Genomic DNA, 19,393 nt, shown 5'->3' with positions numbered 1-19,393 from the left:
TAGTAAATAACATATATATTATTATCAATAAAATTCAGAAAACATTGTGATTTTTAGTAATTTATGGGGCAAAAATGGGGCGAAAAATATGAAACTAGACGATTCAAAACGATTTTATCTGAAACTAACAACTAAGAAGAAATCCCGATATATCAAGTAAATTGTTGATATATCGGGAATTGGTATCTAGTGATCATTAAAATTTTTGTTTTAAAGAAAGCTATAGCATAAAAATAAAAAAATGGCTTTATAGATACTAAAGGCAAAACTAGCATATTACTCAACTATTTTCATTATTTTTAATTAGAATTACTTTACCATAACTGTTTCAAAATACTTCTCTTTGAAGGTTGTTTTATTGATTATTGTCAGCATATTATTCAATTCAGACTTTTAGCCATAAAATATACGGATAACTAATCTCTAAAAAATTATCTCAAGAATATCTAGGATACCATTGATTTACTCTTAGCCATAAAAGTAATTTTATCTAGCTTGATTAACTTGATGAAAAACTATAATTCCAACCATCAATAAAACCATTACTTTTAAAAACTGGTTCATACAAATGAACAACTAACTATTAAACTATAAAACTAACTATTGATCAAAATAAATGAACTTGGTCATAGAATTGCGATCTCAGCATGTAAAAATTTATTGAGAGGTGATTTTCTTATCATAGTCAGAGTAAATGAAGTAAAAACAAAAATTAAAAAAGCAAAATTCATTTTTTGAAAAAATAAATAACCTGAATTCGAGTTAACAAATCCAAAATAAGACTTATTTGCTGAAACAATTAAATTAATTATGACTTCTATTATTAAATTGATTGTTTTTTAATCTAGCTTTACATAATATGAATTATACGCACACTGATAAAATTATTATTTTTAAGATTGGTCGCTTTCTTCTCACTCACAACCTCTTCAAAAAAACACTTGCCAATTATGACAAGTGCTTTTAAAATCATTTTGAAAAATCAATTTTTTTATTTCGTCTCAATGCAATGATATAAACTAAATTAATCGTCGTTAAAAAAATGACTGCAATCCAAATAGTTTTTAATACCAATAATTTTTGCAGTAAAGCTGAAATTATTGCTCCAACTGCAAATGCAATTGTTAACATCATATAATTAACGGCAGCTGTATGTTTACTTTTGTCTTCACCAAAGAAAAATGCACTCCATGCAACAACCGATTTTTTTAAATTTCCAGTTGTAAATGCATTGTTATAACCCATGCCTTCAATTTTGCTGAAAGATGCGTTTTGAATAGCCAATCCAAACGCAATAGCAGGCACAATATAATAATTAGGAACACTTTTAGGCAAAAAGCCCACTACAATACAAATCGCTAAAATTGGAAATAAGCAAAATACTCTCCAATAGTGACTTTTCACATATTTATGAAAAAGTCCTACTAATAGCAATCCTAAAGAAAAAGCAATAAACGTACTAGCTCGATTAATCATTCCAGGAACATTATGATCAGCTAATGCTGAACTAAAAAAGATAACGTTTCCTGTTTGTCCAGCGGAAAGCGTATGTCCTCTCTGGATATATGTATATGCATCAATAAATCCCCCACAAAAAGTTAACGCACACGCTAATTGTCGTGACTCTGCAGGCCGATTACTATTTAAAACCTCTTTTAAACTCATCAAATCCCCAATCTATTTTTATATCCTTGTATACATTATAAGCTTAAAAACTTAATAATTAGTATATTTTTTTAAGCTTTTATTTCATTTCTATTTTAACAATAAAAGTATTCAATTTAAGACTATACTATAAACTGTAGTGCCTAATAGCACTGATTACGCTAAAAATGTACATTTATAAACAAATATAATTTCTTATTATTTAATATAAGTGTATGTTGAGAATATTAAAATAGTCTATTCATTTTTTACATAATTTTATATAGGCTATAATAGACTATAAGTTACTTGAAAGGATCGAATGCTTGTGAATATTAATTTAGGAGAAGAAATTTCTCGTAGAAGACGTGAACAGAAACTAACACAGGAAGATTTGGCTGAGCTAAGTGATCTTTCTGTAAATTTTATTTCACGTGTGGAAAGGACTAAGGACCAAAACATTAGTATTCAGAAGCTTGATTCTATTGCCAAAGCTTTGAATACTACTACACCCGATATCATTAACAATGCCTATCGTGCTAAAAAAATCAAGCCTGAAAAAATTCATGATAACAATACACCCGTTTTCATGAAAAAAGTTATTAACGAATTAAGAAAATTACCAGAACCTAAGGCTGAACGCGTATGTAAGTCTTTGATCACCCTTCTAAAAGAAATGAATAATTAACAAAAACGTGCTGTTTATTCCGAAAAAACAGCACGTTTTTGTTAGTCATCAAACTTTGATCCTTGGACTTGGATCGACTCAATAGTTATATCTTCTAGTGGTTTATCCATTTTATCTTTTTTCGACTTAGCAATTTTATCAACTACATCCATGCCTGTAATTACTTGTCCAAAGACCGTATGACGACCGTCAAGCCATGGAGTTCCGCCTTGCTTATAAGCATGAATAATTTCCTTTGGATAGCCTGCGGGTTCCATCTGTTTTATGTAACGCTTAGGCATATTCTTGTTTTGAACGATAAAAAATTGACTACCATTAGTGTTAGGGCCTGAATTAGCCATCGATAATGCTCCGCGAATATTAAAAAGTTCTCGTGAAAGTTCATCTTCAAATGGATGCCCCCAAATGCTTTCACCACCAGTGCCATTTCCTTCAGGATCTCCACCTTGAATCATAAAGTCGCTAATTACGCGGTGAAAAATAGTACCATCATAATAGCCTTTTTGAGCTAAACGAATAAAATTTTCAACCGTCATTGGAGCTTGTTCTGGAAAAAGTTGAATTTTTATTTCACCTTGATTGGTTTTCAATACAGCTGTTGGTCCCTGTTGATTTTCTAAATTTAATTGTGGATATTTCAATATTTTTCTCCTAAAATCAGTTTTAATTTTTAGGTAAAAAATAAGAGGCAGTTAACCCTACCTCCTATTTTTTACATCATTACTTTTAAGCATTAAAAGCATCAGTAAGAGGTGGAACAACCTGCTTCTTACGTGATACTACACCAGGTAATTTAACTTCTGAATCACTAAGTTGCTTATTAAATGCTTTTTCGAATAATGACTTAGTCTCATCAGAGCCAACAACTAAAGCTTCTGAATCTGAGTCAAGAATGTTAGTAATTAAAAGCATAAACATATCATAACCATTATCCTTAGATGAAGCATCCATTGCCTTTAAAAAGGCTTCCTTACGTTCTAACGCTTCAGGTAAGTCAACAACATTGATTTGTGCAACACGGACGTTGTGACCATTTAATTCAAAGCTCTTGGCATCTAAATCAATCAATTCTTCTTCTGACTTGTCACTGATGTTAGTACCAGCCTTAAGCATTGCTAAGCCGTATTCCTTGTAATCTACGCCAGCAATCTTAGCCAATGCTTCTACAGCCTTTTTATCCTTATCTGTAGTAGTTGGTGATTTAAGAAGTAAAGTATCTGAAATAATAGCTGAAAGCATTAAACCAGCGTAGTTTTCTGGAATTTCAATGCCAAATTCATTGAACATTCTCCAAACAATGGTTGAAGTACAGCCTACAGGTTCTGCACGGTAATATAATGGATCAGCGGTATTAAAATTCATTATTCTATGGTGATCCACAACATGAGTAACCTTAACTTTGTCAATATCTGAAACACTTTGTTGTGGTTCATTGTGGTCAACCAACATAACAGATTTAACTTCTGGAGCAGCTTCTTTAATTACACGAGGTGCTTTAAAGCCGAATTTTTTAAGAGCATATGCAGTTTCATCATTAGGCTCACCCAAGGCAACGGCTTCAGTGTTGTAACCTAACTTGTTTTGCAAATATGAAAATGCAATAGCAGTGCCAATTGCATCAGTATCTGGATTTTGGTGTCCAAAAACAAATTCTTTTTCCATTAAATAAATTGCCTCTTTTTCTAATTATTTTATTTAATTTCTTCACTTAATAGTTTACTAAAATTATTGTTCCTATCCAAGTTATTGTCTAAGAAAATCTGTAATTCCGTTAGTAATTTCTTCATCCTAGGAACATCTAATTTTCCTCTACGATAAACACAAGCAGTCGTAAACTCAGGCATATTTTTAATATAAACAGGAGTCAAATTAATCTCATCCTTATGCGCATCATAGTAAGTCTGATCTACATAAGTATCAAGATCAGTATTTTCTGCAATTTTGATCATTTCCTTAGTAGATGCAATTTTAAACGGAGTAACGAGATCAATCTTTTTACTAAAGTTAAGTCGCATTAATCTTGATAAGTAGTAATTCTCCGGATATGCAACCCACTTTCTGTTGCCAAAACGAGTAACAGAATATGTCCCTCCTGCTTCCACATTATCCTTGTGAGTCAGTACAACAATATGCTCAGGGCAAATATCACGATGATTGTATTGATGACGGAAATTAGCTCCTGTTTTATTAGTAGTATCTGGCATATACATAATCGCCATATCAATCATATTGGAATCAAGTCTGTGCCATAGCTCTTTGCGGTCAAAGTAATCAACGGTAAAAGTTACTTCTGGATACTTTTTATTGAAGTAACGTAAAAATTGGTAGAAAAGATCAACATGTACGGACTCTAGAATACCAATTGAAATATTGCCTTTATCTGACTGGGTATATTCTTGAATGTCACTAATAACACCATTAATGGTATTTAGCAACTCTATCGCTGCTGCTTCCATTTCTTTACCAGCTTCGGTTAGGTATAACTTCTTCCCCATTTGTCCAAATAATGGAGCACCAATAGCGCGTTCCAATTTTTTTACTTGCTGAGTTAAAGCCGGTTGGGTAATACCTAAAATTTGTGCAGCTTGGGTATAATTCATCGTCTCAATCAATTGTAAAAAATAACGCAATGATTTAGCCGATAAAATAGTATCACTTTTAGACATAACGATTATCTCTTTCCTAAAATATTATTTTACGATAAGCCATGTCCCATAACACTGCTATTATCTATCCAAAACAAAACAGTGTCAAAACATATGTCTTAACACTGTTTTTAAAGATTAATATATTGTTTTAGTTAAACTCAAATCTTAATTTTGACTACTAATGGGTCTTCCCAATTCAATACTTACAGGCGTCCCATCAACAGTAGTATCAATAACAAATGAGCCGTTAGAATAACGATCGCCTAATGGATAATCCGTAGTTTTAATATTTACATGACGGTCACTAGAAGTAGTGACATGTAACAAATGATCTTGAGCATATGGCATTAGAGCAACAATTCTATGCGGTTTATTCTTCAATTCCCGCAGTACTAGTACCCCTCGCTTGGCTCTAGAAACTTTATTAACTAGTTTAAGTTTGAATTGCTTAAATGCCCCACGTTGAGTAATTAGCCCAACATGCATTAAATCAACATACTTAGAATCAACTAGGACATAATTTACGATATAATCGTCATCTTTCAAGTTAGCAGATTTAACACCTACTGCTTTAGCTCCTGAAGTTGGTATCTCGCTAGCATCATATCTAATTGCATAGGCGCGATGAGTAAATAATGTGATTTCCTTATGATTATCTGATTTGATCAAATCTACCCCAACCACATAACTATCCTTGCCCTTTAACTTGATAGCTGTCATTGCACGTGACTTATAAGTTCTCGTCGGCTGTAAGTTAGCTAACTCCAATTGTTTGATATAACCGTCATTAGTAGCCAGAATAAAGTTGCAATCAGTATTCAATTTATCAAATACAAAGACGCGAATAATTTGCTCATCACTGTCTAATCCAATTTCTTGTGATAGGTGTTGTCCTGTTTCTTTCCATTTGGTTTCAATTAGTTCATGTACTGGACGATAAATGACATTCCCCTTATTGGTAAATAAATACAAGTTAGTCAGGGTAGATAGTGTGTTTTCATAAACTACTTTGTCACCATCTGGTAAACCATTGTCATCATCATTAGTTGACTGATATGAACGTAAAGATGAACGCTTTAAATAGCCATCTCGACTAATTAGTACTCTAACCTGTTCATCAGCAACTAAGGCTTTTTCATCAATTTCAACTTTAGCACTTTCTTCTGAAATTTGAGTTCGACGTGGATTAGCAAATTCTTTCTTGACTGCATTTAACTCTTTAATAATTTCTTTTTCTAAAGTTGCACGATCTGATAATAATTTACGGTATTTTTCGGCCAATTTATTTAACTTGTCTTGTTCAGCAATTAATTCATTAACATCCGTATTAGTTAAACGATAAAGTTGTAAAGAAACAATTGCTTCAGCTTGTTTTTCAGTAAATTTATACTTAGCTATTAAATTCTTCTTAGCATCGGCTTTATTTTTAGAAGCGCGGATGGTTTTAATTACTTGATCCAAAATATCCATGGCATGAATCAAGCCCTGAATAATCTCTAATCTAGCTTCTGCCTTATCTAAGTCAAATTTCGTACGTTTAGTTACAACGTCTTTTTCATGTTCTAAATAAGAAGCTAAAATTCGTTTTAGCCCAACTTGAACAGGAGTCATGTGATCAATAGCGACCATGTTGAAGTTATAAGATACTTGTAAGTCAGTATTTTTAAATAAATAATTTAGAATATTCTGCGCATCAGCATCTTTTTTCAATTCAATCACAATTGACAAACCATGGCGGTCAGTTTCATCACGAACTTCTGCGATTCCATCAATTTCTTTATTCAGACGGATTTCATCTATCTTTTTTACTAATAGTGCTTTGTTAACATCGAATGGAATTTCCGTAGCAACAATTTTTTGCCTATGCCCACGAATTTCTTGAATAGTGGTTTTGGCACGGACCTGAATTCTACCACGTCCTGTCCTATATGCTTCCTTAATTCCCTTAGTCCCCATAACAATAGCACCAGTTGGAAAGTCAGGACCTTTTACATATTTCATCAAATCTTCAAGAGAAGCATCAGGATGTTTCAACAAATAAATTGTTGCATCAATCACTTCACCTAAGTTATGTGGTGGAATCTCTGTAGCGTAACCAGATGAGATCCCAGTTGATCCATTAACTAATAAGTTAGGAAAGCGTGCAGGTAAGACTGTAGGTTCATACTCAGTATCGTCAAAGTTAAGCACCATGTTTACGGTTTGCTTATCAATATCTTGCAAAAGCATATTAGAGATTTTGCTTAAGCGGGATTCCGTATAACGCATAGCTGCTGGGCCATCACCATCCATTGAACCATTGTTACCATGCATTTCAACTAACGGTTCGCGCATCTTCCAGTCTTGTGATAAGTGCACTAAAGCCCCATAGATTGAGCTGTCACCGTGAGGGTGAAAGTTACCCATGATATTACCGACAGCCTTAGCAGCCTTTTTAAATGGTTTATCATAAGTATTACTATCTTGATACATTGCATAAAGGATACGCCGCTGAACTGGCTTTAAGCCATCTCGAATATCAGGCAAAGCACGTTCTTGAATAATATATTTTGAATATCGTCCAAAACGTTCACCCATTACTTGTTCAAGTGGCATTTCTCGAATTCGTTCTTTTGTGGCCATTAAATTTAAAACCTTCTTTTATTCATCTTCGGATTCTAGAATTGAGCCGTCTTCGCCCATTCTGAATTTAACATTTTCTTCAATCCACTTTCTTCTTGCGGCTACTTTATCACCCATTAAGGTAGTAACTCGTCTCTCAGCAAGAGCAGCATCGTCAATTTTAACTCTGATTAACATTCTCGATTGAGGATCCATAGTAGTAGCCCATAGCTGTTCCGCGTTCATTTCACCTAAACCTTTGAATCGCTGCAGCGAATAGCCACGTCCCATTTTCTTTTCATCATCAGCTAGTTCTTCATCAGTCCATGCATATTGAACTTGCGTCTTTTTGCCTCGACCTTTTTGTAAGCGATAAAGCGGTGGCAGAGCAATATAAACTTTTCCGTGTTCAATCATCGGCCGCATATAACGATAAAAGAATGTTAATAGCAAGATCTGAATGTGAGCACCATCATCGTCGGCGTCAGTCATGATAATGACTTTATCATAATTAGAGTCATCAACATTAAACTCGGTTCCTACACCAGCACCAATGGTATAAATCATAGTGTTAATTTCTTCGTTTTTAAAGATATCCTGCAATTTTGCCTTCTGAGTATTTAATACTTTACCACGAAGAGGCAAAATTGCTTGGAATCTTCTGTCTCTACCTTGCTTAGCAGATCCACCAGCTGAGTCACCTTCGACCAAGAATAATTCATTCTTTTTAGGATTTCGTGATTGAGCTGGCGTTAATTTACCAGACAAAACTTCTTTTTTTCGTCTCTTTTTACCATTTCTGCTTTCATCACGTGCCTTTTTAGCTGCTTCACGTGCATCCCTAGCCCTTTGAGCCTTCTTAACTAGTTCCTGAGCCAGCTCACCATTTTCCATTAAATAGTAAGACATTTTCTCATAAACAAGTGAATCTACAGCAGAACGTGCTTGTGGAGTACCTAATTTACCCTTAGTCTGTCCTTCAAATTCAAGTAATTCTTCAGGGATTTTAACAGATAAAACCGCGCTAAGCCCTTCACGATAATCAGAACCATCAATATTTTTATCTTTTTTACCTAGTAGACCCTGCTTTTTAGCATAATCGTTAAATGCACGTGTAAATCCACTACGAGCACCTGACTCATGGGTACCACCATCACCAGTTCTAACATTGTTAACAAATGAAACTAAATTTTCTGAATATCCATCACTATATTGACCTGAAAATTCAATTTCCATGCCATCTTGCTTGCCTTCAAAATAAAAGACATCACTAATTGTGCCTTTACCTTCGTTTAAATACTTAACAAATGATTTAATTCCATCATCATACTGAAAAACATCATGATGTTCTGGCTCACGCTCATCTGTTAAGACAAATTTAACCCCTTTAAGTAGAAAAGCAGATTCACGAATTCTCTCCTGAATTGTCTCATACTTATACTTCGTGGTTGAAAAGATAGTCTCATCTGGCTTAAACGTAATGGTAGTCCCTGTTGGCTCTTTTGTCTTTCCTACACACTTTAATGTACCTACCGGATGCCCACCATCTTTAAATTCTTCTTCATAAGCTTTACCATCGCGAACGACTCTAACCTTCATATAACTTGAAAGTGCATTAACAACGGATGAACCTACGCCATGCAACCCGCCTGAAGTTTTATAATTTTGTTCAGTAAACTTACCACCAGCATGTAATACAGTTAAAATAACTTCAATTGTGGGCTTACCCGATTTGTGCATTCCTGTCGGCATACCACGCCCAAAGTCTCTTACAGTAACACTATTATCTGAATGAATGGTTACATCAATTTCTTTACCAAAACCAGCCATGGCTTCGTCGACAGAGTTATCGACGATTTCATACACTAATTGATTAAGACCATGAATATCAGTTGAACCAATATACATACCAGGTCTTTTACGAACGGCTTCTAGGCCATGTAAAATTTGAATTGAAGAATCATCATAAGTATTAGCTTTTGCCACTAAAATTCCTCCACTTGTTCATTAATTTAACCAGCACCATATATTTAAAAGATAATCTTTGCTAAAATAGCGATAGATTAATAGGAGTGTTGTTAAATATGTTTGCATTAAAATTTGCATCGTTGTTTATTTTAGCATACTTGATTGGATCATTCCCAACAGGTGTGTTAGTGGGTAATATCTTTTTTCATAAAGATATTAGGAAATACGGATCAGGAAATATCGGAACGACTAATACCTTTAGAGTATTAGGACCAGCTGCTGGAATCATTGTCTTTATAGTAGATTTTCTCAAAGGAACTTTTGCTACAGTATTACCAATAATTTTTAAACTAGGACCACATTATCTTTGCTTGATTTTTGGCTTAGCTGCAATTTTAGGCCATGCTTTTCCTGTCTTTTTAAAGTTCAAAGGAGGCAAGGCAGTAGCAACTTCCGCTGGATTTTTACTAGGATATAATGTCCATTTTTTCTTGATCTGTGCGTTAATCTTCTTCCCTATCTTATTTATTACAAGTATGGTTTCATTAACTAGTTTGATCTCAGTAGTTCTAATCTTTATTGCTTCATTCTTTTTCCACGATCTTGCCTTGAGCATTATCAGTGGATTGCTCGTAATCTTAATTTACTGGAGTCACCGAAGCAATATTATTCGAATCGAACATCACCAAGAGAATCTGGTTCCATTCGGTCTAGTGTATTGGTATAAAAAGAAACATACTAACTCAAACTAAAATTATAAAACCAGCAAGCATTTAGCTTGTTGGTTTTTGTTTACCTAAATATTATACTTTTGCAAACAATAGTTCGCAAGTGCAAACAAATATTTTTATTTTATTATAATGATCTATTTATTTCAAAATCTTAATTAAATCGTCTTTACTCATTGTTGCATCAGCAATCTGATCATTTTGCAAAATTATATCAGCTAATTCTGCTTTCTTTTGCTGTAAAGCAATGATTCTCTCTTCAATACTGTCTTCTGTAACCATCTTATAAATGTTAACAGAATGCTTTTGACCAATTCTATGAGCTCGATCCGTCGCCTGTTTTTCTGCGGCCAAGTTCCACCAAGGATCATAATGAATTACAACATCAGCACCAGTCAAGTTAATGCCTGTTCCGCCTGCTTTTAATGAAATCAAAAAGACCCCTGGTTGAGCCATTTGATTAAACTTTTGAACTTGTTCTTGACGCTTAGTTTTAGGTGTTGATCCAGTAATAGTAAATAAAGGTAGTCTTAATCTGGCAAGGTTTTCATGCAAAATATCTAGCATAGCTGTGAACTGTGAAAACAATAAAATTTTATGTCCATTTGCTAGATTATTCTTAATCAACTCAATTGTAGCAATTAATTTATTAGACTTGCCATGATAGTTTTCATAAAGCAAATGAGGATCACAACAAATTTCACGTAATTTATTAATCTGAGCCAAAATTTGAAAACGCGATCTCTTAAAGTCTTCATCCCCCTGTCTATTTAATTGAGCGATAATCTTTTGCGTCTGCATATTATACAAATCAGCTTGTTTCTTATTCATTTTAACAGGCACAATTTCTTCATCTTTGTCAGGTAAGTCACGTAGCACATCTTTTTTTAGACGCCGCAAGATAAAGGGTATTACCATATTAGCTAATTGATCTTCTGCTTCTTTATCTTGCTCTTTAACAATCGGTAATTCATACTTTTTCCTAAAGTCAGGATATGAACCTAAAAAACCTGGCATTAAGTAATCAAAAATACTCCATAACTCGCTCAATTTATTTTCAATCGGTGTTCCTGTTAGAGCCAGTTTATGATGCGCTTTAATGACTTTGACTGTCTTGGCGGTAACTGATTGCTGATTCTTAATATTTTGTGCTTCATCAATTACTTCTACATCAAAAATTAGATTTTGGTACGCTTCTAGATCTCGATTAAGCGATTGATATGAACTGATTAGCAGATCATACTTTTTAGCATCTAAAAGCAATCTCTCTCGTTCTTTTTTAGTGCCATCTAATAGAGCCACATTAAGGCTAGGTGCGAACTTTTTAACTTCTGCCTGCCAATTATAGATAACAGAAGCAGGCGCAACGATTAAGCTAGGTAACTGATTTTGCATTTTTTCTTTGCGAGCTAAAAGAAGACTAATAATCTGCAAGGTTTTACCTAATCCCATCTCATCAGCAAGTAGCCCGCCAAATTTATAATTAACGATAGTGCTTAGCCAATTAAAACCTATCTTCTGATATGGACGCAAAATATTTTGCAAACTAACTGGTATTTGATTTTGCTTCAACTGATTCTTAGCTAAATCATTAATCAGAGTATTAAAGGATTCATTAGTTGAGAAATGCAGTGCATTAGCAGCTTTCATTTGCTTAGCAAAATAAAAGGCACGATATGCTGGTAAATGTAATTTACCGTGAATGAAATCCTTAAAACTAATACCTAAATCATGCAAAGTTTGTGCCAATTGTTCAATTGTCGGTTGTTCTGCCTTAGCTAGCATTCCATTTTTTAAAACAAAATATTTTCGCTTTTCTTGGTAGGCTTTCAAAGCCGCTTGAATGTCTTCCCAGCTCATCTTTTGATCAGCAAGATCGATATCTAATAATTCATTAGTCAGGTTGATATCTACTCCAACATCCAAATTAATCTTTATTCCCTTTAAAAGTGATCTAAAGTTAGCTGTAATTTGTACTTCGCCTAATCGTTTCAACTCATTGATACCATCATCTAGAAAAGCTTGTACGACATCCGAGTCTTCATTGGATAAAACATACCGCCCATGCTGATAATCACTAAAATATGTATTAATGTGCTTCCATGCTGCGGTCTCTTTTTCAACATCGCGTCGGTCCTCTTCAGTATATCCTTGATTTAACTCGTATTGTGCATCCCCATACTGTACTCGAGCCACACATAAAATACTGCCTACACGATAATCTAATTTAAACAAAAAATGGGCCTCTGGTGGCAAAATAACTTTCAATTCATCAGTACCAGACACTAATATAAACTTTGTTTGCTCAAATTTAGGCAAAATATTATGTGCAAACTTAGCAACGGTCTTTTTACTAAATTGCATTTCAGCACCAGGCTGCAATCCTAAATTATGCAAAGAAGCAGGCGTAAGACCTATATATTTGATCCATACATCTTTGTAATAGCCATAATACGCATGACTCCCAGTAATTATAGTAGAAACTGGAAGATCCTCTACACTAACTAAAACAGATGACTTTTGAGTTTCAATTTTAATGTTTAAATCTAGTTGATCAGTTGTATATCCTATAGGCTGCTCATTTGAGTACAACTTTACGCCTTGATAAAGTAAATCATTAACTTCATCGGCCACAGAGTTCTCTAGTGTAATGCGACCAACCTGACTACTGTAATTATAATAAAATTCTTCGTTTAGATTACGAGCATCTATAATTTTTTCAATAAAAGATAACCAGTGTTGACTATCAATATCCATTTTAGCCTGATTTATAGGCTCGTTGAAAAATTTACCTAGCTTTAGAGAAGAGCTGTGTCGGGATGCATCTACTAGTTGATTAAGATCTTTAACTTTATAAAGATGCTTGTTCTTTCCTAATTTAAACGTCAAACTAGGGATGTTATTATACTTATCAATACTTGCCCGCAAAATAATCGGCTCATCATTTTGGGTAGAAGCGTCACTATAAAATTCAAGTAGATCTTCAGCGGCCTGGTTAGTTAAATCAAATGGATCGTCATCAAGATACTCATTAATAAAGTAAAACAGAGCTAATATTCTAACACTATCTTTTTCAATACGGGAAAAATCACTATCAAATTTAATTGATATAATTTGTCAGCGAGTAAATTGCACAGATAATGTAATTAACTCATTGTCCTCTGTTACTATCTCCCAAAAATATTCATATTTACGCATCTTATCATCAAAATGCCGACAACTACTAATCGACCAGTGATCATTAAGTTCCAGTGCCTGATCATAACTTTTTTTGGTAAATTTCATATTGCCAATCAAATTTAAGGGGTTAAGTACTGGGCTTTTATGTGCGATCATTTGCTTAAGATGTTCAGAAATTAAGTCAGCAAAAGGGACTTTAACGTTATGTTCATTTTCTACTGCAAGTAAAGCCGCAACCTCGTGTTTACAGTGAAAATAATATTGAATACAATCATAAATTGCAAAATTTCTTAAGTGTTCATTCAGAGCCTTATCCTGATGCGGATACATTAGTTATTTTCTTTACTAATGATTAATTACTAATACTAAATAAAAGACATTGGCCGTATTTACCAATGTCTTTTATCATTTTTCGTTTTCATTAATTCTTAAAGGATATAACCTATCATCATGTCCTGCAGGAGCATCTTCTTCGAGTAACAAATCATGATTAACCAATTCTTTCTTTAGTCGTTTCACCGTATAAGAATTGCAATGCATGTCATCCATTAGCTCTTGATTAGAATAAATAATATACATATTACCGTCAGCATCTACCCATCCATTGGTTTGTGAATCAATCATTCTCATCGTAAATATCATGTATAGGTATCATGCATCGGGGCTTAACTTCTTATACTTGGGATTATGAAAAAATGCTTGTGGTAGCCCATTTTGCTGTTCCGGGTAGTTTCCGCCCTTTTTAAACTTACGAATATTTGTATACATTTTGACCTCTTTAGTAAATTATGCAGGCCATTAAATTAATCAGCAATATTCGCACCTAATGCATTTTTAAAGTGAGCCATTGCCCATTCATCGCCATTTGATGTAAAAGTAGCAACAGCAGAACGTGGAATTGTAATTTCATAGTCTAAATTATATGCCGCAATCGCTGTGTGCAATACACAAATATCAGTACAAACACCAGTTAGTGTCAGGTCATGAATATGGCGTTCACGTAAATAATTATCTAGATTAGTATTTTGAAAAGCTGAATAACGATTTTTATCCATTAATAAAACATGATCATTATCTTTGTTTTCTAAATACCATTTACCCGTTTGACCATATACTTCACGGCCAGCAGTTCCAATAATATTATGCGGTGGATATAATTTAGTTTCAGGGTGATATGGATCATTTTTTAAGTGCGCGTCCATCGGGAAAATCACCCAATCTTTATTTTGTAGAAACTGTTTACACAGTTCTGTAATACGTTGATCAATTGCTTGAGCAGGCTTGCCACAAGTAAGAGCTCCATCATCAGCTACAAAGTCTTTGCTGTAGTCGATAACTAATAACGCTTTTGCCATTATTTTCTCCTTTATAAAATAATATTTAAAATATACATAATTAAATTAATTATTGCTAAAATTACTATTGATATAATGAATACCAAATAAATCCAGACAGTAATATTAACTAAAAACGGTAATAATGCAGCGTGAAAGCCTAGAAAAGAAACTAAGAGAAGCATAATAAAGGTTATACCAATTAATCCTAAAAAAGCATATTTTCCACTACTTATATCAGCCTCGCTTAAATCGAATCCACCAAAACATAGACTGATTACTAGCAATAAAGCAACAATTGAGTGCCATATTGAATCAAAATTAAGCTGAAATAATTCAAAAATATAAATCCAACTATGAGTTAAGAAATTCCAGTTAAGTGCATTACCATTACTTAATAACTGAGTAGTAAGCTGATTCTGAACCAATGAAATAGGTGTATTCAATGTACGCATGATTATGTAAATCAGCAAGGTGCATCCTAATACAGGTGCAATGCCAATAAAAGCATTACCCACCTTTTGATAAGTAGATGTAGGAGACCAAGTATGTTTAACATAGCCAAGTGACATATCATTGGTATTACTAGGGATGCGCAATAAACTAACCGCATTAATATGATGACCAAAAATTATAGCCATAATCAAATGACTAAGTTCATGAACAATAATGCCTAATCCGCCAACAATAATTTGACTATTAAAACCAAATGTATTTACCAATTTTTGGTTAGCTTCATGGCTTAATTGTCGTAATGCTAATACAAATAAAGCCGGAACGAGTAACATTAAAAAAGTCCCATTAAGGGCATAAAGAATATGTTTCATCTCTGATTTAAATTTGTTTTACATATTGAGTCAATAATGTTAATGCCGCAAAAAGCTGATCAATTACGCCATCAGTTGCACTGAAATCAGTTTTAACAAACTGAATAACCCAATTATTTTTAATTGGAATTAAACGAACAACTTCATCTTGACCATAATTAAGCCGTAAACTATTGGCTAAAATCACTTCACGATAACGATGTCCATCACTTCCTAGCCACTGTGTTGTTTGATCAGTACTTTGCTTAATTAGGCTATAAGCTTTGGATATTTTTCGCAACTTATTACGCAGATCAAACCAGGACTTTATTTCTACTAACTCACTATTTTTAACATATTCAGATAATTGCATGCCTTCTTGACTTTGCGCAATTCTTTCTAATGTAGTTAAGGCAATCGCCATAGATTTGAGCGAATCAATTGAAAGTTGCGGCATTAAAATTTGGATTAGCCAATTGTGACTGAATTCATCAGGTGGATACAGTCGACTAACTTCAAGATTATTTTCAAAAAATACACGATATGTATTCTTACTTAGGCTTTCATATTCTTTTTCACCATCTTGAGTGCGATACGTCAAAATGACATTATGTTTAATTTTTCGAATGGCAAAATTATCGTCTGATGAAAAAATTGTACTTTCAAATTCTGTAAAATCTGTCATTAAATTCTATCTTTCGTCTATAATTTTATTTATCGTGTTTACTAAAATATATTGCTCTACGCTTTTTTAAACTAGCAATAACCTTATCAATGTCTTCATCAGACATTCCCCTGCGTTTGGCATTGTTTCGCCATTGTAATTCACTGATTGGAACACAACTAACAGTATTCAAATTCATCCATATCCAGAGCGATAACAAACTACCTGCAAGACCTACTAGCACAAATGTACCAGTAATAAAAGTTAAAGATCCTACGAAATGTGATACGCTCCAAAGCCAACCGAACAAGGTTATGATATATAAAATAGGCAAAATAGCTGGACGATGATTTTTTCCATATTCAGCATTCGGGCCAAAGAAAGTTTGCCAATAACGAGGTATTGAGCGATTAATTACTAAATTTGCTAATGCTAATAGTAAGCAAATTAGTACAGAAACATTAGACTTAATTAATAAAATACTAATAGCTGACAGAATGATTACATAAAATGTAGCAAAATTAGTAGAAAAGAAAACCCAACGTCGAAATTTAGCACCATTGCCAATGATTATTGCTTGCTTAGGATTTAATGTTGTCTGGAAAAACATTTTATCAGTTGAGACAGTTTTTCGATTAAAGATATCAAAGTGCATCTAATTCTCCTTACAAGCTTAATTTTACTACATTTCTAGCTATGACTTAAATTTCAAAAATAAAAGCGGCTTACATCTCGTAAGTCACTTCCGTTAACTAATTTTCAAACCAATTCCAATCATCGCCAACCACGTCAACTTTAGCATCATCGGCAGCTGCTGATCTGATTTTTTCTGCTTGAGTTGGGCGTTCAATTGTGAAGCCATTGTTAGAATCTTTTTCAACCATGCCTTCAAATTCAACTACATCGCCCCTCTTCAAATCAAGGTCTTTGAAAGTTTTCAAGTAATGCAGTGCTAACTGCTTAACAATTGGATTGCCACCAGCACCTGCAATACGCAAATCCTTAAAAATAGCTAAGCGATCGTTTAATCTATCAAAAGTACCACTAAATTTATGACGCTTACCATCGTCGTATGGTTCAAGTTTTTCATTGTAAATATCTACAGACATATGTACATAATCTTCTTTCTACCTCTCTAATATAACATTGATTTTGATAAAATAAAGAGGCTAGATAAATAAAAATCACTCTTTAATCCGATTTTAACGTATACTTTTAACTGTAACTTAGGAGAGAAAATGAGAATTTATTATCAATTTGGAATTATTATAGGTTTGGTTCTGTTGGCTTTCGCCATTCACATCGCAATGAAACAACATAAAACTACCTTTCCATTCAACATTGTCAACTTAGGCATTGTATTCATAATCTCAACATTAGCAATTTATATTATTGTAGCCTGTATAGGAGCAATTCAACCGCAAAACTGGTACACCAATAATGCATTATGGAAATTTTTAATAGCTAGTTAATCATAATTGAGAAAATCTAAAAAAGATTTTCTCTTTTTTATTAAAATACAATTTTATTTTTTTATTAATTGATTAATCACTCTATCTTGTGTAATTTGATACAAGTTTAGTGTGATAAATGTATTTCGTTTTTTCATATAAAAAAACAACCTCAGAGAAATTATATATCAAAAGGTTATACAAGATTGGTATAAATATAAAAGTAATATAAATTGAAATGAATTCATATTATATTTTTCACAATCTTAGTCATTAAAAATAACATTATTCAGTTTAAAAACCTTAAGTATATGGACTTTTTGATAAAAGCTATTATCTATGCTTGACTTTACTTCACAAAGATAAGACAATGACTGTGCAGTATATGAAAGCGGATACACTATAAATGGTATATCTATTTTTGAAAGCATGGGGAAAATAATGGATAGTTTATTATTTACAACATATGACCAAAATAAAATTAATGAATTACAAGATAAACTTAACCAGCTTAGTCTTCCTATCAAAGTAGTTGGTTTAGCTGAAGTAGATTATGCACCACAAAAGTCATATTCTGAGGCAACATTTTTAAGTAATGCTAGAGCTACAGCACATCGTTTAGCTGAATTTACCAATTTGCCTACATTATCAGAAAGCTCAGGTCTAAGTGTTGATTATCTACTTAACTCTTTAGGAATCTTGCCTTACCACCATAATGGTCAAGATGATAAAGCTAAATTATTAGGCTATTTAGGTGGAGTTTCTAGTGAAAAAAGGACAGCTAGCTACTACACTACCTTTGTCTTTACTTGGCCAGGTCAAGAAAGCAATGATATTGTTAGTGCTGGTAGAATCAGTGGATTAATTGCTAAGTATCCACATGGTAGCAGTAACTATGGTTACGATGCTTTATTCGTAGTTCCAGAACTAGGAAAAACCTTTGCAGAAATGAATCTCAATGAGAGAAACTCAATTTCGCACCGCAATAATACATTAAATAAGTTATTGTGTGATTTACCCGATTGGTGGGATGCTCAAAAATCTGCTCAGGCAATTAATAACTAGCTCACTTTGAAAATTAAACTTGTTAAATAATATCTACTTACTTAATTCAATAACTTCTTAATACTCGTAAATAAATCCTAAAAAAGGTAGGTCAAAATTGACCTACCTTTTTGTTTAAGCTTTACATAATTAAAAATATTTTTATAAATCTTGATCAGTCTTGGTCAAATCACTACGATCTGAAATCCAAACATATAGCGGCAAATTAATCTTACCTTTTTCATCGATTGCATCAACGACTTTTTCAATCAAAAATTCTTGCCATTTCTCTGCAGGTTGCATCCCTGGGTGACCCAATTGTGGTACCAACCATCCATTTGCTAATGGCTTACCTGTAGTCAAATCTACAATCATGCCGACAGTATAATTATAAAAATCAAAACTACCTTCAACTACAATCCAATTACTACTATTCATCAATTCAGATTGCAGCTTAGTTAACATTTCCGGCGGAATCTTTCCTTCTGTAACCATCATTCTGCCCTTAATTGGACCATTTTTCTTTTCGAAGTCTTGCAAAACACCTTTCATAAAAAGCTTTTGCCCTAATTGATCAAATTTTGTTTCATCTTTTAACATAATCATGTCCGCTTTCTTTAGAATCAGTATCCATTAT

16 protein-coding genes and 1 pseudogene are annotated in these 19,393 nt (G+C 33.3%); 3 read left to right on the top strand and 14 right to left on the bottom strand.

All coding sequences use genetic code 11. The features are described from left to right. Positions 1-969: 969 nt before the first annotated feature. Positions 970-1,665, bottom strand: coding sequence for a YoaK family protein (locus tag CP366_RS03635; protein ID WP_005719647.1), 696 nt, complete (start codon positions 1,663-1,665; stop codon positions 970-972). 307 nt (positions 1,666-1,972) lie between these two features. Here CP366_RS03635 and CP366_RS03630 point away from each other — a divergent pair, with 307 nt between their 5' ends. After that, positions 1,973-2,332 carry a helix-turn-helix domain-containing protein gene (locus CP366_RS03630; RefSeq protein ID WP_013086385.1) on the top strand — a complete coding sequence of 120 codons (360 nt, stop codon included), beginning with the start codon at positions 1,973-1,975 and terminating at the stop codon, positions 2,330-2,332. Positions 2,333-2,373: 41 nt separating this feature from the next. On the opposite strand, the gene CP366_RS03625 is transcribed toward CP366_RS03630, so the two are convergent. The 5 genes from CP366_RS03625 to parE form a co-directional block, all read right to left on the bottom strand. Beyond that, positions 2,374-2,973: a peptidylprolyl isomerase gene (locus CP366_RS03625; RefSeq protein WP_013086386.1), complete on the bottom strand. Its 600-nt coding sequence runs from the start codon at positions 2,971-2,973 to the stop codon at positions 2,374-2,376. An 85-nt stretch (positions 2,974-3,058) separates the two neighbouring features. After that, positions 3,059-3,994 carry a manganese-dependent inorganic pyrophosphatase gene (locus tag CP366_RS03620; RefSeq protein ID WP_054832972.1) on the bottom strand — a complete coding sequence of 312 codons (936 nt, stop codon included), beginning with the start codon at positions 3,992-3,994 and terminating at the stop codon, positions 3,059-3,061. A 29-nt stretch (positions 3,995-4,023) separates the two neighbouring features. Further along, positions 4,024-4,998 carry a LysR family transcriptional regulator gene (locus CP366_RS03615; protein WP_061204721.1) on the bottom strand — a complete coding sequence of 325 codons (975 nt, stop codon included), beginning with the start codon at positions 4,996-4,998 and terminating at the stop codon, positions 4,024-4,026. A gap of 147 nt (positions 4,999-5,145) precedes the next feature. Beyond that, positions 5,146-7,602, bottom strand: a complete 2,457-nt coding sequence (gene parC, locus CP366_RS03610) for a DNA topoisomerase IV subunit A (RefSeq protein ID WP_089147933.1) — start codon at positions 7,600-7,602, stop codon at positions 5,146-5,148. Between the two features lie 18 nt (positions 7,603-7,620). Further along, on the bottom strand, positions 7,621-9,567 hold the full coding sequence (gene parE / locus CP366_RS03605) for a DNA topoisomerase IV subunit B (protein ID WP_013086390.1): 1,947 nt from the start codon (positions 9,565-9,567) through the stop codon (positions 7,621-7,623). 98 nt (positions 9,568-9,665) lie between these two features. On the opposite strand from parE, the gene plsY reads away from it, so the two are divergent. After that, positions 9,666-10,301, top strand: a complete 636-nt coding sequence (gene plsY, locus CP366_RS03600; protein ID WP_005719656.1) for a glycerol-3-phosphate 1-O-acyltransferase PlsY — start codon at positions 9,666-9,668, stop codon at positions 10,299-10,301. Between the two features lie 117 nt (positions 10,302-10,418). On the opposite strand, the pseudogene CP366_RS03595 reads toward plsY, so the two are convergent. The 7 genes and pseudogenes from CP366_RS03595 to CP366_RS03565 form a co-directional block, all read right to left on the bottom strand. Next, positions 10,419-13,706 (bottom strand): annotated as a pseudogene (locus CP366_RS03595) (DEAD/DEAH box helicase); the annotation flags it as partial. 156 nt (positions 13,707-13,862) lie between these two features. Beyond that, positions 13,863-14,099, bottom strand: a complete 237-nt coding sequence (locus tag CP366_RS03590; protein ID WP_041810979.1) for a replication initiator protein A — start codon at positions 14,097-14,099, stop codon at positions 13,863-13,865. Between the two features lie 161 nt (positions 14,100-14,260). Next, positions 14,261-14,812 carry a cysteine hydrolase family protein gene (locus CP366_RS03585; protein ID WP_057727074.1) on the bottom strand — a complete coding sequence of 184 codons (552 nt, stop codon included), beginning with the start codon at positions 14,810-14,812 and terminating at the stop codon, positions 14,261-14,263. Positions 14,813-14,823: 11 nt separating this feature from the next. Next, positions 14,824-15,579 (bottom strand): hypothetical protein, encoded by a 756-nt coding sequence (locus CP366_RS03580; protein ID WP_005727753.1) that lies wholly within the window; start codon positions 15,577-15,579, stop codon positions 14,824-14,826. A gap of 46 nt (positions 15,580-15,625) precedes the next feature. Further along, on the bottom strand, positions 15,626-16,282 hold the full coding sequence (locus tag CP366_RS03575; protein WP_089146973.1) for a hypothetical protein: 657 nt from the start codon (positions 16,280-16,282) through the stop codon (positions 15,626-15,628). Positions 16,283-16,307: 25 nt separating this feature from the next. Next, positions 16,308-16,916: a hypothetical protein gene (locus tag CP366_RS03570; RefSeq protein WP_013086397.1), complete on the bottom strand. Its 609-nt coding sequence runs from the start codon at positions 16,914-16,916 to the stop codon at positions 16,308-16,310. A 97-nt stretch (positions 16,917-17,013) separates the two neighbouring features. Next, positions 17,014-17,370: a hypothetical protein gene (locus CP366_RS03565; RefSeq protein ID WP_005719668.1), complete on the bottom strand. Its 357-nt coding sequence runs from the start codon at positions 17,368-17,370 to the stop codon at positions 17,014-17,016. A 783-nt stretch (positions 17,371-18,153) separates the two neighbouring features. Here CP366_RS03565 and CP366_RS03555 point away from each other — a divergent pair. Beyond that, complete coding sequence (locus tag CP366_RS03555; protein WP_005722384.1) at positions 18,154-18,777, top strand: non-canonical purine NTP pyrophosphatase; 624 nt, start codon at positions 18,154-18,156, stop codon at positions 18,775-18,777. Between the two features lie 141 nt (positions 18,778-18,918). Here CP366_RS03555 and CP366_RS03550 read toward each other — a convergent pair whose 3' ends face one another. Next, positions 18,919-19,356 carry a hypothetical protein gene (locus CP366_RS03550; RefSeq protein ID WP_005726999.1) on the bottom strand — a complete coding sequence of 146 codons (438 nt, stop codon included), beginning with the start codon at positions 19,354-19,356 and terminating at the stop codon, positions 18,919-18,921. Positions 19,357-19,393 lie beyond the last annotated feature (37 nt).

This window comes from Lactobacillus sp. UMNPBX15 (genome assembly GCF_002553785.1).
In the GTDB taxonomy this organism is placed as follows: domain Bacteria; phylum Bacillota; class Bacilli; order Lactobacillales; family Lactobacillaceae; genus Lactobacillus; species Lactobacillus crispatus.
This window is presented reverse-complemented; position numbering and strand designations above follow the sequence as displayed.

What these genes read in the sequence shown, in the direction of transcription:
- CP366_RS03575 (WP_089146973.1), bottom strand. Translation starts at nt 16,282, where the DNA reads ATGACAGATTTTACAGAATTTGAAAGTACAATTTTTTCATCAGACGAT.
- CP366_RS03550 (WP_005726999.1), bottom strand. Translation starts at nt 19,356, where the DNA reads ATGTTAAAAGATGAAACAAAATTTGATCAATTAGGGCAAAAGCTTTTT.
- CP366_RS03580 (WP_005727753.1), bottom strand. Translation starts at nt 15,579, where the DNA reads ATGTTACTCGTTCCGGCTTTATTTGTATTAGCATTACGACAATTAAGC.
- CP366_RS03570 (WP_013086397.1), bottom strand. Translation starts at nt 16,916, where the DNA reads ATGCACTTTGATATCTTTAATCGAAAAACTGTCTCAACTGATAAAATG.
- CP366_RS03555 (WP_005722384.1), top strand. Translation starts at nt 18,154, where the DNA reads ATGGATAGTTTATTATTTACAACATATGACCAAAATAAAATTAATGAA.
- CP366_RS03565 (WP_005719668.1), bottom strand. Translation starts at nt 17,370, where the DNA reads ATGTCTGTAGATATTTACAATGAAAAACTTGAACCATACGACGATGGT.
- CP366_RS03590 (WP_041810979.1), bottom strand. Translation starts at nt 14,099, where the DNA reads ATGATATTTACGATGAGAATGATTGATTCACAAACCAATGGATGGGTA.
- parC (WP_089147933.1), bottom strand. Translation starts at nt 7,602, where the DNA reads ATGGCCACAAAAGAACGAATTCGAGAAATGCCACTTGAACAAGTAATG.
- plsY (WP_005719656.1), top strand. Translation starts at nt 9,666, where the DNA reads ATGTTTGCATTAAAATTTGCATCGTTGTTTATTTTAGCATACTTGATT.
- CP366_RS03620 (WP_054832972.1), bottom strand. Translation starts at nt 3,994, where the DNA reads ATGGAAAAAGAATTTGTTTTTGGACACCAAAATCCAGATACTGATGCA.
- CP366_RS03635 (WP_005719647.1), bottom strand. Translation starts at nt 1,665, where the DNA reads ATGAGTTTAAAAGAGGTTTTAAATAGTAATCGGCCTGCAGAGTCACGA.
- CP366_RS03615 (WP_061204721.1), bottom strand. Translation starts at nt 4,998, where the DNA reads ATGTCTAAAAGTGATACTATTTTATCGGCTAAATCATTGCGTTATTTT.
- CP366_RS03585 (WP_057727074.1), bottom strand. Translation starts at nt 14,812, where the DNA reads ATGGCAAAAGCGTTATTAGTTATCGACTACAGCAAAGACTTTGTAGCT.